17 protein-coding genes and 1 tRNA gene are annotated in these 20,115 nt (G+C 50.3%); 4 read left to right on the top strand and 14 right to left on the bottom strand.

Features of this window, described 5'->3' with window-relative positions:
* Window positions 1-2: 2 nt before the first annotated feature.
* From murD to PG728_RS01360, 10 genes are all read right to left on the bottom strand, one after another.
* Window positions 3-1,442 (bottom strand): UDP-N-acetylmuramoyl-L-alanine--D-glutamate ligase, encoded by a 1,440-nt coding sequence (gene murD / locus PG728_RS01405; RefSeq protein WP_270625303.1) that lies wholly within the window; start codon window positions 1,440-1,442, stop codon window positions 3-5.
* A complete protein-coding gene (gene mraY / locus PG728_RS01400) occupies window positions 1,439-2,551 on the bottom strand; it encodes a phospho-N-acetylmuramoyl-pentapeptide-transferase (RefSeq protein ID WP_072509891.1) in 1,113 nt (370 codons plus the stop codon). The genes murD and mraY overlap by 4 nt, the downstream gene beginning before the upstream one ends.
* Window positions 2,551-4,083: a UDP-N-acetylmuramoyl-tripeptide--D-alanyl-D-alanine ligase gene (locus PG728_RS01395; protein WP_072509892.1), complete on the bottom strand. Its 1,533-nt coding sequence runs from the start codon at window positions 4,081-4,083 to the stop codon at window positions 2,551-2,553. Before PG728_RS01395 ends, mraY begins: the two co-directional genes overlap by 1 nt.
* A gap of 38 nt (window positions 4,084-4,121) precedes the next feature.
* Window positions 4,122-5,921: a peptidoglycan D,D-transpeptidase FtsI family protein gene (locus tag PG728_RS01390; RefSeq protein WP_270625300.1), complete on the bottom strand. Its 1,800-nt coding sequence runs from the start codon at window positions 5,919-5,921 to the stop codon at window positions 4,122-4,124.
* Window positions 5,922-6,070: 149 nt separating this feature from the next.
* Entirely contained in the window at window positions 6,071-6,493 is a 423-nt protein-coding gene (locus PG728_RS01385) for a hypothetical protein (RefSeq protein WP_270625299.1), read from the bottom strand.
* Entirely contained in the window at window positions 6,486-7,481 is a 996-nt protein-coding gene (rsmH, locus tag PG728_RS01380; RefSeq protein ID WP_270625298.1) for a 16S rRNA (cytosine(1402)-N(4))-methyltransferase RsmH, read from the bottom strand. The genes PG728_RS01385 and rsmH overlap by 8 nt, the downstream gene beginning before the upstream one ends.
* A 121-nt stretch (window positions 7,482-7,602) precedes the next feature.
* A complete protein-coding gene (gene mraZ, locus PG728_RS01375) occupies window positions 7,603-8,034 on the bottom strand; it encodes a division/cell wall cluster transcriptional repressor MraZ (RefSeq protein ID WP_072509894.1) in 432 nt (143 codons plus the stop codon).
* A gap of 274 nt (window positions 8,035-8,308) precedes the next feature.
* Complete coding sequence (locus PG728_RS01370) at window positions 8,309-8,725, bottom strand: DUF3040 domain-containing protein (protein ID WP_270625296.1); 417 nt, start codon at window positions 8,723-8,725, stop codon at window positions 8,309-8,311.
* Between the two features lie 54 nt (window positions 8,726-8,779).
* The gene (gene dinB / locus PG728_RS01365; protein WP_072509896.1) at window positions 8,780-10,033 is read right to left on the bottom strand and encodes a DNA polymerase IV; all 1,254 of its coding nucleotides are present in this window, start codon (window positions 10,031-10,033) and stop codon (window positions 8,780-8,782) included.
* Between the two features lie 30 nt (window positions 10,034-10,063).
* The gene (locus PG728_RS01360) at window positions 10,064-11,377 is read right to left on the bottom strand and encodes a PAC2 family protein (RefSeq protein ID WP_270625294.1); all 1,314 of its coding nucleotides are present in this window, start codon (window positions 11,375-11,377) and stop codon (window positions 10,064-10,066) included.
* Between the two features lie 131 nt (window positions 11,378-11,508).
* On the opposite strand from PG728_RS01360, the gene PG728_RS01355 reads away from it, so the two are divergent.
* Window positions 11,509-13,791, top strand: a complete 2,283-nt coding sequence (locus PG728_RS01355) for a HelD family protein (RefSeq protein WP_270625292.1) — start codon at window positions 11,509-11,511, stop codon at window positions 13,789-13,791.
* A 72-nt stretch (window positions 13,792-13,863) separates the two neighbouring features.
* Window positions 13,864-15,072: a phosphoglycerate dehydrogenase gene (gene serA, locus PG728_RS01350; protein ID WP_072509899.1), complete on the top strand. Its 1,209-nt coding sequence runs from the start codon at window positions 13,864-13,866 to the stop codon at window positions 15,070-15,072.
* Here serA and nrdR read toward each other — a convergent pair.
* Window positions 15,041-15,523, bottom strand: a complete 483-nt coding sequence (gene nrdR, locus PG728_RS01345; protein WP_072509900.1) for a transcriptional regulator NrdR — start codon at window positions 15,521-15,523, stop codon at window positions 15,041-15,043. The two genes, serA and nrdR, sit on opposite strands and share 32 nt — an antisense overlap.
* Before the next feature lie 176 nt (window positions 15,524-15,699).
* The gene (locus tag PG728_RS01340; protein WP_270625289.1) at window positions 15,700-16,431 is read right to left on the bottom strand and encodes a hypothetical protein; all 732 of its coding nucleotides are present in this window, start codon (window positions 16,429-16,431) and stop codon (window positions 15,700-15,702) included.
* A gap of 157 nt (window positions 16,432-16,588) precedes the next feature.
* Between PG728_RS01340 and lexA the strand changes: the two genes are divergently transcribed.
* Both lexA and PG728_RS01330 read left to right on the top strand, forming a co-directional pair.
* The gene (lexA, locus tag PG728_RS01335) at window positions 16,589-17,278 is read left to right on the top strand and encodes a transcriptional repressor LexA (protein ID WP_072509902.1); all 690 of its coding nucleotides are present in this window, start codon (window positions 16,589-16,591) and stop codon (window positions 17,276-17,278) included.
* Window positions 17,279-17,404: 126 nt separating this feature from the next.
* Window positions 17,405-17,478, top strand: a tRNA-Met gene (locus PG728_RS01330).
* An 85-nt stretch (window positions 17,479-17,563) separates the two neighbouring features.
* On the opposite strand, the gene PG728_RS01325 is transcribed toward PG728_RS01330, so the two are convergent.
* Both PG728_RS01325 and PG728_RS01320 read right to left on the bottom strand, forming a co-directional pair.
* Window positions 17,564-19,144, bottom strand: coding sequence for a UDP-N-acetylmuramoyl-L-alanyl-D-glutamate--2,6-diaminopimelate ligase (locus PG728_RS01325; protein WP_270625286.1), 1,581 nt, complete (start codon window positions 19,142-19,144; stop codon window positions 17,564-17,566).
* A gap of 86 nt (window positions 19,145-19,230) precedes the next feature.
* Entirely contained in the window at window positions 19,231-20,109 is an 879-nt protein-coding gene (locus tag PG728_RS01320) for a PHP domain-containing protein (RefSeq protein ID WP_270625284.1), read from the bottom strand.
* Window positions 20,110-20,115: the final 6 nt, after the last annotated feature.

Genomic DNA, 20,115 nt, shown 5'->3' with positions numbered 1-20,115 from the left:
AACTATCCCTCCAAACGGGCAACGGCCTTAGCGAAAGCCTGACCGCGTTGAGAATAGTTCGCGAACTGATCCCACGATGCACAGGCAGGTGCCAAAATCACCTTGTCCCCCGGAAGCGAAAGTGCCACTGCTTCATTAACCACCGAGAACATCATGTCCTCATGAGAACTAACCTCAACCACCGGAACTTTCGGGGCATATTTGGATAGTGCGGTGCGTAAAGCTGAGCGGTCTTCACCGATTAGCACCACCCCGCGCAAAGTGGCAGCCACGTCTTTAACTAGCTGGTCAAAAGACTGCCCTTTCGCGTCTCCCCCCGCAATCCAAACCACCGAAGCCGGAGGTAAACCCGCTAAGGAAGCCGCTGCCGCATGAGTGTTGGTGGCTTTGGAATCATCAATCCAGGTAACCTGAGCTGCATTCCCAACGGTAGCCCGCCGATGAGCCTCGGGTTTGAACGCGCGTATCCCGTCCCGAACGTCCTCGGGTTTTACCCCAAAGGCTCGGGTAAGACCGGCAGCTGCCAAGGCATCTTGAAGGACGGTAATCCCTGGTTCCCCCTGGTAGTAGTGGAAATCCCCCAGACCGGCAAGCGCGATCGCCTCTTTTTGGGGATTGGGGCTATAGGCTCTATCGACCAGCATATTCTCAACAATTCCTAGCTGATAGATATCGGGAGTACCGGTGGTAAAACCAATAGCGCGACACCCAGCAATAACATCGGCATCCAGTACCATCTGCAATGTTTGGCAATCTTGTTGATTATAGAGGGCAGCAACTTTTGTACGCTCATATACCCGCGCTTTTGCTTGTACATAAGCCTCGCGAGAGCCGTGCCAATCTAAATGATCAGCATCAAGGTTCAAACAAACCGCTGCTAAGGCAGACAGGGATTTAACCGTATATAGCTGGAAACTGGACAGTTCAACCGCCAACACCTGGGCTTTCGCATTTGCGGCAGCTAGAACCACCGGAGAACCCACATTGCCCACTGCCTGAGCCTCATATCCGCCAGCTTGCAAAATAGAGCGAGTCATCTGCACCGTGGTGGTTTTGCCGTTAGTGCCGGTGATGGTCAGCCAAGGGGTGTCTTGACGTAAGGTAGCTGTCTGTTGGATTTGCCAAGCCAGCTCGACCTCGCCCCATAAATCTACCTGGTGAGATTGTGCCCAAGAAAAAACCGGATGGCGCGGAGGTACTCCGGGACTAACCACAATCAGTGAGGGCTGAATCTTATCGAGAAGCTGCTCGCAGTTCCCCTGAGTCTCCTGATAAAACTGGGAGCGCGGATAATCGCTAGCGCAGTTATCTAGGGCTTCTTCCCGAGAATCAATAGCGCAAACTTTCGCCCCCAAAGTGCTCAATACTTCAAGGCAGGCTCTGCCCGATGTTCCTAAACCGATAACGCAGACCACCCGGTCTGCCCAGATTTCATTAGTCACTTGATGGCAACCACCCATTCGGCGTAGAACAGGGCAATCCCAGCAATTGCGCAAAGACCAGCAATAATCCAGAATCTAACTACAATAGTTATTTCTTTCCAGCCCTTTAACTCGAAATGGTGATGCAAAGGCGCCATTTTGAACACCCGTTTACCGGTTAGCTTAAATACCCCCACCTGAATCACATCAGACATCACAATCAACACGAATAAACCACCGATAATTACCGCCAAAAACTCGGTACGGGTCAGTATCGACAGTCCCGCGAAAGCGCCTCCCAGCGCCAAAGAGCCAGTATCACCCATGAAGATTTGAGCCGGAGAAGTATTCCACCACAAGAAACCAAAACAGGCTCCCACTATGGCTAAGGAAATTATCGCCAAGTCAGCCGGGTCGCGAACCTCATAGCAAGCCTCAGCCACTTGGGGAGCCACATTTTGCAGCGGACAACGCTGATAATACTGCCAGGTGGCAACCCCGGTGTAGGCTCCGAAAGCAAATAGGCAAGCCCCCGAAGCTAACCCATCAAGACCATCAGTCAGGTTCACCCCATTTGACCAGGCAGCAATGAGAAAGTTAGCCCACAAAGCAAACAGGATAAAGGCTACGAAAATGCCCGCGAAAGCTAAATCCAGTCCGGGAATATCACGTACCACTGAAATTTTGGTAGAGCCCGGAGTAACTAAAACTCCGTTTTTTTCATGTCGCGGAAACAGTAAAGCTAATACCCCAAAAGTGGTGCCTACTGCCACTTGTCCAAGTATTTTTGCCCAAGGGGTCAGACCCAGGGAACGCTGCTTAGAAATCTTAATATAGTCATCTAAGAATCCGATTAGTCCCAAACCTAATATCAGCAGCATCAATAGCCAGCCTGAGGGGGATGGAAAAGTCCAGGAAGCTATATGAGCACTGATCCAGCCACCAACCGTTGCCAAAATAATAACCAAACCGCCCATAGTGGGAGTGCCACGCTTCGTGTAATGGGCGGTAGGGCCGTCCTTACGAATGAACTGACCATATTGGTGTTTACGCAAAAGACGAATAAGTACCGGAGTCCCGGCTAGCGATATCACCAGGGAGGTTAAAAGAGCTATCCCCAAAGGAACCATTAGGCGTTGCTACCTCCTGTTAGTGCATCAGCAATACGCCAAACCCCCGACCCGTTTGAGCCTTTAATCAATACCGTATCGCCGGGAGAAATAACCTGTTTAACTACTCTAAGCGCCTTATCAGCATTTTCAACGTGTTGGGCTTCGGCGTGGTCAGAAACCATTGCGTAAATCGGCTTTGCTTGCTCGCCTACGGTGATAACAACCGCTATTTTTGCCTCCAAACAAGCCTCGCCGACCAAGCGGTGATGCTCGGCAGAATCTGCACCCAGCTCCAACATTTCCCCGAGAACCGCTACTGTGCGTCCTCGTCCTTTTGCCTGCGTTAAAGTCTGCAGAGTTTTTATCCCGCTGCGCATAGAATCAAGATTCGCATTATAAGAATCATCTATAACCGTAATATCGGATTCGATTTCCCTAACTGCCAGGCGGTGTTCAGAAAGAGGACGTGCTTTTTCTAGGACTAAGGCGGCATCTTGCAGACCCAGCCCCAGCTCGGTAGCAGCGGTAACAGCCGCCAAAGCATTAGAGACATTATGTTTCCCGATTAGCCCCAGCTTCACCTTCACGCTTTCTTTACCGCGAGTGATTAAAAACTCGGCTCGTCCTTTGCCATCCATAGTTATCTGGGAGACATAAACCCCGTTGCTCTTTGCAAAAAGCCCCAAATCATTAGCAGTTTCCAGCGACCCGAAATAACGAACCGCCTGTCCGCGAGCCATTTGACGCACTCTTTCATCATCTATGTTCAAGATAGCTAGGGAAGTTTTAGCTGTTAGCTGCGAAAAAGAGTCTTGGTAGCCATCTTCAGCGAAACTCTGCTTAGCGCACTCAGCCTCCGGACTAAGGGAAAACGAGCGTTCTTCAGGAAAATTCCGTAGCCCCCAAAGCAGTTCCGCCTTGGCTCTAGCCAGCGCTTCTATCCCTCCAAATCCTCCCAGATGGGCATGTCCCACCATGAGCTCAATCGCCATATCCAAGGGGGCAATCTCGGTTAGGAGCGCCAAATGCCCCAGACCGGAAGCCCCCATTTCCAGCACCAAAAAGTCAGTGTCCTCCTCTGCTTTCAGCACAGTTAATGGTAGCCCTACCTCGTTGTTATAGGACTTTTCCGGGGCAACTACCTTTCCGAGCTTAGTAAGGAGCACCGACAATAAATCCTTAGTGGTAGTTTTACCGGCCGAACCGGTAATACCCACACAAATCGGTTTTTTGCCCCCACTTTGTTGCCGCAAAAAAGCTAGATGTTGGTGGGCTAGCCAACCTAAAGCCCGGGTGGCTTCCGGAACTTGCACATAGGCAATACCAACCGTTTCGGCTGCCTGTGCTTGCTCTACAATCGCAGCCGCCGCCCCCGCCTTTTTAGCTGCCGCTAAAAAATCATGTCCATCCGAACTTTCTCCGCGGCGCGCCACATACAAATCCCCTGGCTTTACCTGGCGAGAATCGGTTACCACAGTTCCGGTGATGGTGATGTCGGGATTTTGGCAGGAAGTGTTTAACGCCTGCGCTATCCATCCCAATGTCCACATATCTTCGCTCCTATTTATAGGTTCTCTTCTAAGGATAGCTAGTGCGCGCTCACGGGATATAACTGGGGCTTACTGGTTGAGGGAGGAACATCTAGCAAAGTGAGCGCCTGCGCTGCTACCTGCGAAAACACTGGCCCAGCGACAACGCCGCCGTAGATACCAGATTTAGGCTTATAGATAACTACCGATACCGCAATTTCGGGATTCTCCGCCGGAGCCAAACCAATAAAGGAAGCCACTACCCCGGCAGAAGCTCCGGAACTGGAAATAATCTCACTGGTACCAGTCTTGCCAGCACTTCGATATCCGGGAATCTGCGCCTTTTTTGCAGTACCTTCATCGGTAGTAACCGATTCCATCATTCGCACTAAAGTAGCAGCCACATTTTGATCTAGTTTTTGGGTTGTTGCCGGAGCTTTAGCCTTTTGAATAATCCCTTGAGAATCTGCATACCCCTCAACCAATCTGGGCATAACCTGCACCCCTTGATTACCAATAGTGGAGATTAGGGAAGAAATCTGTAACGGCGTACAGGCCATACCTTGCCCAAACATGGTGGTGAATCGTTGGCGTCCATCCCAACTTTTGGGGCTGCCGATGATGCCGGCAGATTCGCCAGGCATCTCTATCCCCGTTTTCTGCCCTAGACCTAAGGACTGCATCATTTGGTAGCGCTGTTGGTCACTAACTTTTTGTCCAATTTGAACTGTTCCGGTGTTAGAAGATTCAGCCAATACCCCGGAGGCAGTTAATGACAAAGTGGGGTGGGAGTGGGAATCTCTAAAGGTTTGACCGCCAATAGTGATTTGATAGGGCGAGGTTACCGGAGTTAGAGGGGTGATTTTCTTTTGTTCTAAGGCAGCAGCGAAAGTGACGAGTTTTCCACTAGAACCCGGCTCATAGGTGTATTGAACTACTCGGGAACCAGTTGTCCCATTAGTACGTTTGCGAACTGTCTCGGGAGGTTCATTTCCCGAATCCGCCAAAGCTAGAATTTGTCCGGTTCCCACCCGTTGAACTACTACCGTCCCCCAGGCAGCTTCAAACTCTTTCACCTGCTTATTAAGGATATTTTCGGTGATATTTTGGAGGTCAGCGTCAATGGTTAGCCGCACGGTTTTCCCCGGTTTGGCTGCCTGTAAAGTATCGGTTCCTCCGGGAATAATCTGCCCGGAGGGAGAAATCTCCGCTACCCGTTTACCCGGAGTGCCAGAAAGCTGTTTATTTTGCGTAGCTTCTATCCCGGCCTGTCCGACTTCTTCCGAATCGGTAAATCCCAGAATCGAAGAAGCGGTAGCCCCATTAGGGTATTGACGTTGATAACGGCGTTCCCCATCGATGCCGTCTATCCCCAGTTCACGGATTTTACGCCAATCCTCGGCACTTACATTTTTCGCAAGATATACAAATCCCCGTTTACCAACCATTTTACCCCCCAGAACCGCCGGGTCCATTTTTAATATGGGGGCAAGTTGTCTGGCTGCTTCCGCAGCTCCAGTGCCAACTATTTTCTTCTCGTTGCGAGGGTCGCGAAGTTTAGATTTGTCGGTAACTATTTCTCCCTCTGGGGAAAAAACTTCGCGATGAATATAGTTCTTAACTAGCAGCTGGTTTACCGACACGTTATATACCTCAATTGAGGTGGCTAGGACGGTTCCCTTACGATCAACGATATCTCCCCTTTTAGCGGCGATTTCGGTTGAAGAGGTGCGAGCTTTAGTTGCTTCCTCGGCAAGGGAGGAAGCCTGTACCACCTGCAAATCAAATAATCGGATTGCGCATATAGTCAAGATAAAAACCACAATCGTCAGCAGTAATCGCCCGCGTTTTCTAGCCACCTTACTGCCAAGTGTCTCAGTTTTTGCGGACGAAGAGATATACCCATCTTTCCCAGAAAGGCTGTCTTTTCTAGGGCTGGCTATTTTTGGGCGCGAAGATGATATCTTCGCTTTCCGAGAGTCCGCTTTCCCCTTGACCATATGCGATATTATTCCTCAGCAGCTTGGGTAGGAGGGGTACCGCCCTCTATTTTCCCTGTTTTCAAGGTAACGTAGCCGGTTTCTCCGGCGGGAACATAACCATTCTTCATGGCGGCTTCTCGCACCCGTTCAGGACTAGATTGGGAGTTTACCTGGGAACGCACCCGTTGATTCTCCTCTTTAATCTGCGCCAACTGCACCTGATCATCGTGGATTTGGTAGGAAATAACCGCTAGTTGCGTATTTATTAAGAGGGGGGAAATTATTAGGGCAGCGAGAGTCAATGCGGCAGCGATTATTTTTGCTACCAGCGGGGAGCGCTTCTTGGCTGTTTGACCCTCCCCAACTACTCGCAAATTGCGGGTGTTAAAAGCGCGAACCGTCCTAGGTCGCTTGGGGGATATCTGACGGGCAGCTGCAAAATTAGGCATTTTGTTCCCCAATCTTTTCGGTTTGCATCCTCAACTTCTGAATTGCCCGCAACCGCACCGATGCGGAGCGCGGGTTTTTTTCGATTTCGGCGGCTTCAGCTTTTTCAGCTCCACTGGTTAAAAGAGCGAAAGCTGCGGGTTTATACACGGGAATACCCCCTGGCATTTGCGAGGTCACTACCTGCCTAAATGCCTGTTTTACTATCCGATCTTCAAGGGATTGATAGCTTTCAACTACTAACACCCCACCGGGAGCTAGGGCATCTAAAGCGGTGGGCACCGCGGCACTGAGGATAGATAACTCCTGATTAACCGCTATCCTTAGTGCCTGGAATGTACGTTTTGCGGGGTTGCCTCCGCTGCGCCTAGCAGGTGCAGGAATTGAGTCTCGCACTATCTCTACGAGCTGTTTTGACGTTTCTATCGGCGTTTCTTGGCGTTTTTCTACTATGGCGCGGGCGATGCGGGTAGCGAATCTTTCTTCCCCATATTCGCGCAGTATCTTACTTATTTGCTCCCCCGACAACTCGGCAAGCAACTCCCGGGCACTCTTGCCTTTGCTTTGATCCATGCGCATATCGAGTTCGCTATCCTGGGCGTAGCTGAATCCGCGAGCGGTATCATCTAGTTGCATAGAAGAAACCCCTAAGTCCATCAATATTGCAGCTAAAGGATATTTATCGTCGCTGTAGGCACTGGCGACTGCCCCAATTGCGTCATAGGTGGCGTGCACTGCCTTGAACCGTTGGGAATAGTTTTGCAATCTCGACATAGAGCTAGCGAGCGCCTGTTTGTCGCGGTCAATTCCTATCAGATGTACTTGGGGATAGGTCTTTAGGATTAGTTCACTGTGCCCTCCTAGCCCTAGGGTGGCATCGATTATTAGGGCGCGACCGTTTTTTCCCGCTTGTTCGACACCTTTCCCTAAGAGCGCGATGCAGTGCTCAGCCAGCACTGGCTGGTGGGTAAAAGTTACGTGTCTAGGCATATTTTCCTTCGGGACAAGTGGGAACTACAGGGCTGATTTTTGGAGAACCAGGACTCTCCCCGACGATCTGCTACCGGGGAAGAGGTGTCAGAGCATTCGGGAAGAGACCAGGTACTCCAGGTCAAAACATTCCGGGTATCACTTCCTCCCCGGTTTGAGAAAAGGATTCTTCTTGTTCGGCTAGATACTGGTTCCAGGTGTGTGCGTTCCAGATTTCTACGCGCGCACCTGCGCCTATAACGGCTAGTTCTTTTCCTAAATCGGCATAGGTGCGCAGTTGGGGCGGAATCACTATTCTGCCTTGTTTGTCGGGGATCTCATCTGAGGCTCCAGATAGCATTACCCGCACATAGTTGCGACCTTGGCGGGAGGAAAGTGGAGCCCGGCGTAACTCTTGATACATTTCCTCAAACTCTTGAGCGGGAAAAACGTAGAGACAGCGGTCTTGACCTCTGGTGATAACGAGACCGCCTGCTAGTTGATCACGGAATTTAGCTGGAAGAATTAGGCGTCCTTTTTCATCCATTTTCGGTTCATAGGTACCGAGAAACACTTACGCCACCTCCTTTTCAGCCAGTTAGCTCCACTTTACCCCACTTTTCCCCACTTAGACACAAAAAATGAGCGTTTCCCCAAAAAGATTAGAAATAATTCAGGCTTAAATCTGATTTGACCTGCAAGTAGACACAGTGGAGGAAAAAAGAGAGTTACTGACTACAAAAGGTGAATACCTAAACAGCAGCCAGAAAAAGATGCGAAAGCTGAAACCTTAGAAAAAGGAAACCCCAAAACCAGCGGGGAAAAGAAAGATAAGTAAAAGCCTCTAGCTAGCCAGCGTTATTGCGGCGATTCCACTTATCTTCTTGACGCTGCCTAAAACTTGGAGCAGCCACCGAGGAAGAGGATTGCCCCTTTTTGACAGATTTGCCAGAGCTAAGCCCAAAAGTAGCGAAGCGGGAATTCATCGGCAAGGTTACCGAAATGAGCACTACCACAAAACCGAAAACTGCAATCACCACAGCTAACAGTTTTGAAATTGACCACAGAGAAATCCCTACCACCAACAGAATTATCCCTACCACAACCAGGAGCGTCATGGCAGCTATCAGCTTGGGAGAAAGATTAACTTTTTGTGTCTTTACGCTATTAGAGGTTTCTTCCTGGGAAGGTGGTGCTACCTGGACATCAGAAAACTGACGTTCCATATCTGCCAGAATCTGTTTTTCTTTCTCAGACAGTCCCACAGTAGTTCACTCCTCTCCTAGCTGACACTAACCAGCATAAAACAAAACTCTAGTTCAGCGAGATTCACTTTCATAACCCGAAACCTCACGAAGATTATCTACAGCCACTAAGGTGGCTGGCAGCAAGGAAATATCACCAAATTTCTGATGGATTTTATCCATTGCTATTTCTGCCGCCCGTCCTCGCCCATCACTGTCCCAAGACATTTGCACCCCGGAAGAAGGGGCAGATAAATCCTTCGTAGTTACCCCTACTAGACGAATTCCCCCATGCGGCATTTTTTCTTTCGCAAATAAGCCCAAGGCAGCCTGAGCAATATCGCGAGCAACGTCGGTAGGTTGCAAAAGGGTACGCGAACGAGTCCAGGTACGAAAATCGGCAGCTCGCAGCTTAATGGTGACGTTAGCAGCTAAAAGATTATTTGCTCGCAGCCGGGCAGCACATTGATGAGCCTGACTAAGCAAAGTTGAGGCTATTTCTTGGCGCGAATGCACATCGAGCGAAAAAGTAGTTTCGGTGCCAATCGACTTTTCTTTGGGTTCAGCGCCAACCGGGCGGGAATCTTGCCCCCTGACCATCTGATATAAACGCACCCCCATAGCTTTCCCAAACAGCGAGTTCATTTGGGAAATACTTAGATCAGCTAGTTGCCTAACTGTTTCAATCCCTTTACTTTCTAGTTTTTTACCGGCAGCCTGGCCAATACCGGGAATCGCCCCCACCGGCAGCATATGTAAGAACTCTAAAGTTTTAGTGTCCGGTACTAACAGAATGCCATCTGGTTTAGCATGGGCAGAAGCAATCTTCGCGATTAGCTTATTGCAACCAATACCTACCGATGCGGGAAGCGACAGCTCACTGCGGATGCGTCCTCGCAATAACCGCGCTATTTGCACCGGGGAGCCTAAACGCCTCCTAGCCCCCGAAACATCTAGAAATGCCTCATCAATCGAGATTTGCTCTATCACCGCCGTAATCTCCCCTAACAGGGACATCACTTTTCGCGACAGTGCCGCATAGTAAGCATGCCCCGAAGAGACCACAATCGCTTCCGGACAAAGCCGTTTAGCTTGAGAAACCGGCATAGCGGCATGGATACCTCGCGCCCTCGCCTCATAGGAAGCAGAAGACACTACCCCGCGGTTACCACTTCCCCCCACAATCACCGGTTTTCCCCGCAAAGAGGGATTGCGTAAAATCTCGGCTTCCACGAAGAAAGCATCCATATCGACATGCAAAATATCGGTTCTGCTATCATCACTACCCCAATCGCGTTTAGCGGCAGCGCAGTAGGGGGACTTACTCACCGTTCAGCTCTTCCTAGTGTCCAGGTAGCGTCAGTTTCCACCTTGAGCATCATCTTCGGTGACGCTTTCACCACCACTAGGAGGCGGAGGGGGCGGAGCGGGAATATCGATTTTTTCCGCAGAATGCGAGTTTTCAGTTTGCTGAGGACGCGAGCGACGCGGTGGGAAATGCCGCCCCTTGGGAATCGGCACCGCTAGGGAATCGTCTTTATCTGCCTGGGGGCTTCGCTGCCCAGATACCGAACCATCTGGGCTTTCTAGCCGGCTCTTGTCGTCTTCTACCGGAGTATCCACCCGGCTAGGGGCAGGGGATACTGTACGAGCGGGTAACTTCGGTTCGTCGGGGAGCAGCTGATTCAAAGCGGCCTTTTTAGAAAGATGTGCCAGCAAATCGTCACGTCCCCCTAAAAGCCCGTCAGCATTATTATCGGGAGTTTCTTGCGTATTTACCTCTGCCAAGAACCTTTCAATACGTTCTGCGATTGCTTCCCCGGAACGTGAATTTACCGACTCCGCCAAAGATTTCGGATGTAGCTCTCCCCAAGGAGAAGTTAAGGCCTCATCGTAGTGTTCTTCCATTTTCTCGATGAGCTCTTTAGCTTCGGGGTTTTCCTCTATTTGCTGGTTTATTTCTTTGGTCATCTGGGCGCTGGCAGCTTCCAAATCCCCCAAAGGTAAATCCAGGTTCAAAGTTTCAGATAGATATTGAATCGCGCTGACCGCACCGGGAGGAAATTGCCCATCTGCTAGGTAATATGGCACTCCCACAATCAGCCCTCGGGCTTTGACGGAAATCATTTTGAATAGCATCTGCAAGTACTGCCCGAAAGAGGCGGTGATAATAAAAGTTCCCGGCATTTGGGTTTGGGGAGGCAACAGATCAGAATTCGGGGAAGTTTGATTAATAAAAGGAATCCGAGTGTGCGGGATATTTGCCGCGATTCCCATCAAATCAACCGCTTGCTTCACCCCCATCTTCTTACAGACCTCAAAAATCGCTAACGAAAAGTCTTCCCAGTTGATGTCAGGTTCCAAACCTCTAAGCAGTAAAACATTACGTCCGGAATAGTCGGTGATTCGCTCTAGGGTGCAACTGGGATAACGCATATCGGTCATCGTCCAGTTTTCGATAGTGATTCGAGGGCGACGGGCTCGATAATCCAAAACCGTTTCCAGAGCGAAACGAGCAACTTCTTCATGCGGGAGAGCATGCAATAGCTGTTCAATAATCATTCCCCCGATATCGCCAGCATCTATTGCCCCAGAAAATGCGTAAAGTAGCACTTCAGCCTGAGTGTCCTCATAGGCCGGACCGGGAATTACAAAACGGCTATGCTTGGTCATCTACCCTCCTTTTCTGATTCCAGCCTACCTGGCTGACGCAAACCATGCATACCCCCTCGCCCAATCTCTAGGCTTTTCAGCTAAAGCAGCTAGAATGGTTGCCTACTTTTTCTACAGGAGGAAAGGCGCTCTTGAACGATTCCGCAGAACTGGCACGCGAACAGGCAGCAGTCGATAGCATTTACCAAGTCTTAGATGACACCCGCACTCGTTACCGCCAGCAACAACGCGCTATTGAGGCACATGGCGCCACCGGTTCGCCCCAGAACCGTTCCGAACGAGACGTGATGTCTGCTCATCTTGGAGATCAAGCTGCCCGTTTAGAGGGAGTGGAAGAACGTCTAGTATTTGGACAAATAACTCCTTTAGAGGGAGAAAAACTCTATATCGGCCGCGTAGGTTTACAAGACCGCAACCACCAACAAGTTTTAATGGATTGGCGGGCAAAGGCCGCTACCCCTTTCTACCAGGCTACCGCGCGTCACCCGCTGGGCATGGCAAGCCGCAGACATATCGGTTTACATCGCCGGAAAGTTATTTCCTTAGAGGACGAGGCATTCAATATCTCCCATGCCCGCAAGGAAGGGATAGAGCTTCAAGGCGAGGGCGCACTGCTGGCGGCATTGCAAGCAGAACGCAGCGGACGGATGGGCGATATTGTCGCCACTATTCAAGGCGAACAAGACCGAATAATCCGCGCTAAAACCTCCCAGATTTTGGTGATTCAAGGCGGACCGGGAACTGGAAAAACTGCGGTGGCTCTACATCGCGCCGCTTTCTTGCTCTATGAACAGTCTGAGCGTCTGGCAAAATCAGGAGTTTTGATAGTTGGTCCTTCCCCGGCTTTCTTGCGCTATATCGAGCAGGTACTGCCCGCCCTCGGAGAAACCGGGGTGGTATCCACTACCATTTCTACTTTGCTGCCCGGGGTTCGCGCCCAGGCAACAGAGCACCCAAAAATCGCGGCTTTAAAAGGCGATTTACGCTGGGTAAAACTAATTAAACAGGCAGTGCGTTCCCTGCAGAGAGTACCCGATTGCTCCCGAACTATATCTGTGGGGGCTACAAAACTGTTGTTAGCGCCGCAAACCGTGCGGGAAGCGATAAAACATGCACGCCTGAGTGCTAAACCCCATAACCAGGCGCGGGAAATCTTTGTTACCCAGGTACTAGATGCTCTCACTGACCAGTATTTAGATGTTGAAAACCGCCGAGAACGCGAACAGTTAGCCTCCGCCGCCAGCGCGGCCGGTCTAGAAGAGATTGAAACTGTCCGGGACGATCTTAGTGAACGCGCCTTGGTCCGTGAAGAAATACGCGCCAGCATTAATGTGCGCCGAGCAGTAAATCTTTGCTGGATGCCGTATTCAGCGCAAAACCTACTACGCCGTCTCTATGCCTACCCGGCTTTTCTTGCTCGTTTCGCCAAGGAGTTCACGCTCGCAGAGCAAGAAATCCTCTACCGCCCCAAAACGGCGGATTTCACCCCCGCCGATGTACCTCTATTAGATGAGTTAGCAGAATTGCTGGGAGAAGTTCCCAGCGCTAACTCCTCCAGTTCCACAAAAGCAGCGCGGCAGGTACATGAAAAGGAGCTTTCCCGCGCACAAGCAGCAATTGAAGCTCAAGGCCTGGGAGATGGAATCGTTTCGGCAACTATGTTAGCCAGTAGAGCTGGCGAAAGCGTTGAGCAAATAGCTCTATCGGAGCGCGCCTACCGCGATCGCAGCTGGACTTACGGACACGTGGTAGTAGATGAGGCCCAGGAACTATCCCCTATGGATTGGCGTTGTTTGCTACGTCGCTGCCCATCGCGTTCTTTTACGGTAGTAGGTGATTTAGCCCAACGTATTTGGGGAGGTAAAACCGGCTGGAAGGAGCTATTAGGTCCGGCGGCTAGCGCCTTGGAGGAAGAAGCCTATTTAACGGTGTGTTACCGCACCCCAAAGGAGATTATGGATTTAGCCGAGAGCGTTAGTGCCGCTGCCGGTCGCCCCTCGCCCTATCCGGTACAGGCAGTACGTAACGATCCGGGCTGTCTTGTTACTCGACAAGTAGCAGCTATTGACAGTCCTGTTTTGGAAAACGTAATCAAGGAAGAAATCGTTTATCTGGATAATCAACTAGGTAAAGGACGAGGACGAATCGCCTTGATTTGCGGGAAAAATGATTTTGCAGGCTTGCGCGATATCTGTTCCCAACTGCCGTTTAGAGTCGGCATTGACCCGATTAGCGAGCGAGTTTGCCTGCTAGATGCGGTTACTTCCAAGGGACTAGAGTTTGACAGCGTGATTTTGCTAGAGCCTGCCCATATCGGAAAACAAAGCGTAGGTAACTTGTTTGTGGCTATGACCCGTCCTACTCGCCACCTGGTTACTTTACACACCGAGCCTTTACCGGCTGGCTGGAACTAGATTAATTGCTGATTTAAGTACCGAAAATCGGACATTTTTGCTAACTGCCTGCTGCGCTGAAAAGATGGGGGTATGACGAAGACAGTTTTACTTGAAGATCCGCATGAAATGGCGGATGAAGTTTTTTCCAATTACGACATTGACGTAGAACGTATCAAGGGTTCTCTTGACGAGGACGCACTGATTGAGCGCCTCCAAGACGCGGATATTGTGGGGATTCGTTCAAAAACACAGGTCAGTTCCAAAGTAATTGAAAACTGTCCTCGTCTGAAGGCTCTTGGTTGTTTTTGTATTGGAACTAACCAGGTTGATTTAAAGGCAGCCACCCGACATGGAGTAGCCGTCTTCAATGCCCCCTATTCAAATACCCGTTCGGTGGTTGAGTTAGCTATCGGTCATATCATTAACTTGGCGCGTCAGGTTGAAACCAGAAACCAAGATTTGCAACGCGGCATTTGGAACAAGAGCGCCTCCGGCTCGCACGAGGTACGCGGGAAGACCCTGGGGATTATCGGTTATGGAAATATCGGTACCCAGCTGTCTGTCCTGGCAGAGGCGATGGGTATGAACGTAGTCTTTTACGACTGCGCCCAGCGTCTAGCTATGGGAAATGCTCGTGCTCAAGCTTCAATGGATCAGGTGTTAAAAACTGCTGATTTTGTTTCTATCCATGTTGATGGACGTCGCTCCAATGCGGGTTTAATCGGTCGGCGTCAGTTTGACCAAATGAAAGAGGGGGTCATTTTCATCAACTTGTCACGTGGACATGTGGTTGATGTAGATGCCTTGGCAGATAATATCCGCAGCGGAAAGATTGCCGGAGCCGCGGTAGATGTTTATCCAGAAGAACCAGAAAAGAACGGTAACAAGTTCCACTCTCCGCTTTTAGGTTTGCCAAACACCATATTGACTCCGCATATCGGAGGCTCGACTTTGGAAGCCCAATTCGATATCGGTCAGTTCGTGGCACATAAAATTGCCGACTATTGGCGACTAGGTACTACCGAGATGAGCGTTAATCTACCTAATCTCAATCTTCATGCCCATAAGGATTCTCTGTACCGTCTAGCGTTCCTACACACCAATACCCCCGGCGTATTAGGACGGGTAAATCAGGTTTTTGCTAATCAAGACGTAAACATTAATGGGCAGATTCTAGGAACTGAGGGACAGGTGGGCTATGCCCTGACTGATATCGCCTCCCAGCTGCCAGTTTCGGCAGTTGCCGAGATTCGTTCAATGCCGGAAACTATTGCGCTTCGAGTTTTGTCTGTGAGTTAGCTTCTTGCTGACGAGCCCGGATTTCATCAATTGCGGCTTGAAAGTCCTCTAAATCATCAAAGCTGGAATATACCGAAGCGAACCGCAGATAGGCCACCACGTCTAACTCTCTAAGCGGTCCGAGAATGGCGCGCCCAATTGAGTGACTGTCGATTTGAGATTTTCCGGTAGAGCGCAAATCTTCTTCTACCTGTTGCGCGAGATGAGCCAGATTATCGTCACTGACTGGGCGACCTTGACAGGCTTTTTTTACCCCGCTAATTACTTTTTGGCGGGAAAAAGGTTCGAGTGTGCCTGAACGTTTACTGACCGAGAGGGCGGAAGTTTCTAAAGTGGTAAAACGCTTGCAGCATTTCGTACATTCTCGGCGGCGACGGATAGCGTTACCATCTTCAGCCATGCGCGAATCAATCACTCGCGAATCATCGTTATGACAAAACGGACAGTGCAAACTTCTCCCCCATATTTTAAGACTCTGGAGGTCTAGCTTATCGCAAGATTTCAGATGGCTGCACCACCGCTACCCCGCTAAACCATTTCTAGAAATTGAAATATCCAAAAAACGACAAAACTTGGGTTAGACGTAGAACGCGGAAGCTGACTCTAATAAAACTGAAGGCAGCTGGGCTATTGCCCTAACAGCAAGTCAGCTTGCAGGGAGTGTTCCCCCTGGGGTATATCTGCCCCCGATAGCTGACTAAAACCACTGTCTAGAGGACTATCCAAGTCCCAGTAAGTCCCAATCGTGCCACCCGCGATTAACGCGCCAGCTACCAAAATTAAAGCCAGCGAAATTTTGGCTAATTTGAGACTGATAGCAGGAATAATCGCAGATGAAACCGTCTTGGCTATCCGTTTTATTGGATTATTAGTCCCCCTTTCCCTGGAGGACAGTTTTGTAGGGCGCGCCGTTAGTTGCCCAGCTGCCGATAGAATGCCCGGCACGTCACCCCTCAAGTTGTCTTGGTGATTCTTCACGGTGGAGGATAGCGGCGTATCGACCGAGCTATCGACCACAACCGGAGACTTAAAGTTGCTAGCTGAGGAAACTTTCGCCGAAGAACTCGAACATAAAGAAGAAGCGCTATCACCGCGGCGAACCCAAGCTGGAAGTGAGTCGAAAGCTGCCCCTGCCCCATCCGTACGGTTCTCCCTACCGACGGCTTTCGGGCAGGGCAGTTTCGACCCCGCAGGATGACGAGACTTTGCCCGTGCACGTTCAATATAGGTGGCATCCACCAATTGCAGACGAGGACGTTTTACGGTAGCAATCTGACGCTTTGCCATCTGGTAGTCCCCTAAACCCACTACCCGCTGATGGGTCAGTTCTTCCAAATCAAATGAAAGTTGCGCAGACATAACTACCCCTTTCTCGAACAAACGTTCGTCGAACATCTGTTTGATAGAATAGCGCTAAGGGTGAGTAAAATCAAGCCAAAACCATTTATTTATCGAACAAATGTTTGCATATTGGGTCACAATTTCTTATCATGGGGATAACAATCAGGAGGAAACTATGGCAAAACCACAAAGTCAGCACCTTGACCTTGCGGATTTACGTCCGCGTCCGCGCGCCATTTTTGAGGCAGTTTGCACTGGAATCCGCGTCCATGGATACCCTCCATCAGTTCGGGAAATAGCCGCCGAGGTAGGGCTATCATCTTCCTCTACAGTCAAACACCACTTAGACAGTCTGGTAAGTCAAGGTTTCTTAGTTCGAGCCGATGGACGCAGTCGAGCTCTTGAAATTAATCCCCAGTTCACTTCACTGCCTGTCAGTTCAAACCCACCTACCTCTTCCCCCAACGACCATGACAACATAGTCCCGCTTAACCATCACGCTATCCCCCTGGTAGGTCAAATAGCTGCCGGTGTCCCAATCGATGCCGAGCAACACGTCGAGGACGTATTTACCCTCCCCACTCGTCTCACCGGTGAGGGTGAGCTGTTTATGTTAAAAGTACATGGCGAATCGATGATTGAGGCAGCCATCTGTGATGGCGACTGTGTGGTGGTACGCCGCCAAAATGTTGCCGAATGGGGGGAAATCGTAGCTGCCATGATTGATGGAGAAGCCACAGTGAAGACCCTTGCGCGCCGGGACGGACACATCTGGCTACTGCCCCACAATCCCGCTTTTGAACCGATTAACGGGGACAACGCAACTATCTTAGGAAAAGTAGTTACCGTACTACGCTCCCTCTAGTTGTACTTAAGTAAGACCCTTACCGCTTTCACCTCAATAGATAATCACATTTCTGGAAACGTGACCTCTTCGACAGCGAATTTTTTTGCGTTTACCCCTCGCTCCTGCTTAACATAGACAAGCCGACGCGGGGTGGAGCAGTTCGGTAGCTCGCCGGGCTCATAACCCGGAGGTCGTTGGTTCAAATCCAGCCCCCGCTACTAAAGAAAATCCTGCAACCTCCCGGCTGCAGGATTTTTTATTAAATCTACCCCGCCCCCCACAGGGGAAACTCAATAACTCGGATTAAGCCTCAATATGGGCGCGATTACGATAGGCTACCAGGCAATCCTGAGCCACCGGGGTGTCATTAAAGGCGTGGAAAACCCCTTCAATTTCTTGATAGGGCTCCGCGCCCTTACCGGTGATTATTACCGTGTCGTCCTTAGCAGCCGCTAAAATCGCTTTACGAACAGCGTCGCGCCGACAGGTAGTAATTTCGCAAACATCTTCCATTTCGGGACGTTCTTCTTTAATCCCAGCGAGTAGCTGATTACGAATCGACTGCGCATCTTCGGTACGCGGATTTTCATCGGTCACCCACAACAAATCCGCATATTTAGCAGCCATTCTTGCTAGCGGCACCCGTTTAGTGGCGTCCCTATCCCCATCGGTACCGAACACCAAATGCAGTTTTCCGGGAGTAAACTCGCGCATAGTTTTCAAAATAGACGCTAGGGCCTCGGCAGTATGGGCATAATCATTTACTACCAAGGGGGTTCCCTCACCCCGTCGCCCTACGATTTCTAAACGCCCCGGAACTGCCAGTTTAGCCAGCCCTGCTTTCGCTGCCTGGGAGCTAATCCCAATTCCGGTAACCATCAAATAAGCTATCGCCGCATCTTGAACATTTACTTCCCCCGGCAAGGCTACCCTTATCTCTTCGCTTCGCCCCGCCCGGGCATCATTTTTTTCCGACAAAGTAAAATCGCAAGCCGCATGGGCGACATTATTAACAATGCTGGTAACCACCCAGTCTGCTTTACTAGCAGGATTATAGGCCGATATCGTAAGTCGGTTAGTGTTAGAACTTTCAGCTAGTTTCTCGCCCCACTGGTCATCAACGCAAATAACCGCGTAGTCAGTAAACTCTTTGGAGCATAACCGGGCTTTGGCAGCCAGATAATTCTCCATAGTATGAAAATAGTCCAGATGATCATGTTGCAGATTAGTAAAAGCAGTGGCATCAAATTTCATACCCGAAATCCTGCCTAGGGCGAGGGCATGTGCCGAAACCTCCACTACCGCGGCTTTCATACCCTGCTCCACTCCATAGGCTAGGATTCGCTGCAACATTGGCCCTTCAAAAGTGGTGCGCGCGGACTGAATCCGCAAATCACCCACCCGGGTTTCGGCAGTTGAAAGAATCATGGTGGGCAAACCGGCAGCTTCAAAAGCAGCTTTAACCGCAAAACAGGTGGTAGTTTTCCCATTAGTACCGGTAACCGCCACAGTTTTCATTTTCCCTGCTGGATTATCGAAAGCTCTAATCGCCATCACCGAAGCAGCAGCGCGGGGATTTTCTACCTCTACCACCGGTATTTTCACCTCTTGGGAACGAGCCAAATCTGCGCCCTCTGTATCGGTAATTATCGCTACTGCCCCGAGCTGTTCGACCTCAGCAGAAAACTTTGCGGCATGAACATTCACTCCTTTCAAGGCAATAAATGCTTCCCCCGCTAAAATCTCATCAGAAGCCATCGAAACCCCGCGCACCTGAAGATGCTCCCAGGCTGGCTCGATATGGGAGGCAAAACCCTCCACAATCTTAGTGAGGGAAACCGGCGCAATCTGGAGAGGACGAAAATCTCGAAAGGTTACAGTCATAGCTTCTACTCTAGTCTTAGGGCGCGCCCTAGCAATAAACCGAGAGCTAATCCCCAAAGATAGCCATAAAGATAAAGCGCTCACGTTTAAGGACGCACAATTTCTCCCCCGCCGAGGGCGCATATCTCGCTAAACACCTCGGGGTCAGTTAGACACTGACCTAAGCTATTTGCCTTACCGTAACCGTGAAAATCTGAAGAACCAGTTAGTTTGAGCCCGAGTTTTCTGCCTATTTCCCTTATTTGCGCCTGTTCTTGCGGATTTTGTTCCGGGTGAAATGCTTCAAGGCCAAACAATCCAACTTCTTTCAGTTCCCCAATAGTCGCTATTGATAGGAAGCGGCGCTGCCTTTTAGCAGCTCTAGGATGAGCCAACACCGCAACCCCTTTCGCTTCCCTAACCAGGCGCACCGCAGCAACAGTATCTAAAGCCTGGTAGTGCACATAGTATTTACTGGAAGTAGCCAGCACCTGCTCGAAGGCAGCGCTACGGTTCGGAAAATACCCGCCCTTTACTAGCGCGTCAGCCAGATGAGGACGACCAATCGGGCTGGAACCAGCTTGCTGGAGGACTTGTGCATAAGAAATATCGAAATCGCGGGATAAGCGCTGCACCATTTCCCGCATTCGCTGCTGGCGGGCAAATAGCGTTTTTTCAAATTGAGTAGATAAAACTTTGCTGTTCGGGTCGGGAAGATAGGCTAGCAGATGCGCAGTTATCCCCTGGTAGGCAGTGGAAATCTCTACCCCTGGCATCAGAGCAACCCCGCATTCGGTAACCAGTTCACTGGCTGGTTTTATTCCTTTGAAAGTGTCATGATCGGTTAGCGCTATCGCATCCAATCCGGCTTTAGCGGCAAGACGCATCACTTGAGCAGGAGAATCTGTCCCATCTGAACAGGAAGAATGAACATGAAGGTCGATACGCCTAAAGGACATAGAACCATAATAGGATACCCGTGGCATGATGGA

Source organism: Varibaculum timonense, assembly GCF_027694345.1.
Classification (GTDB): Bacteria; Actinomycetota; Actinomycetes; order Actinomycetales; family Actinomycetaceae; genus Varibaculum; species Varibaculum timonense_A.
The sequence above is the reverse complement of the archived record's forward strand: the minus strand, read 5'-3'. Positions and strand labels throughout refer to the sequence as shown.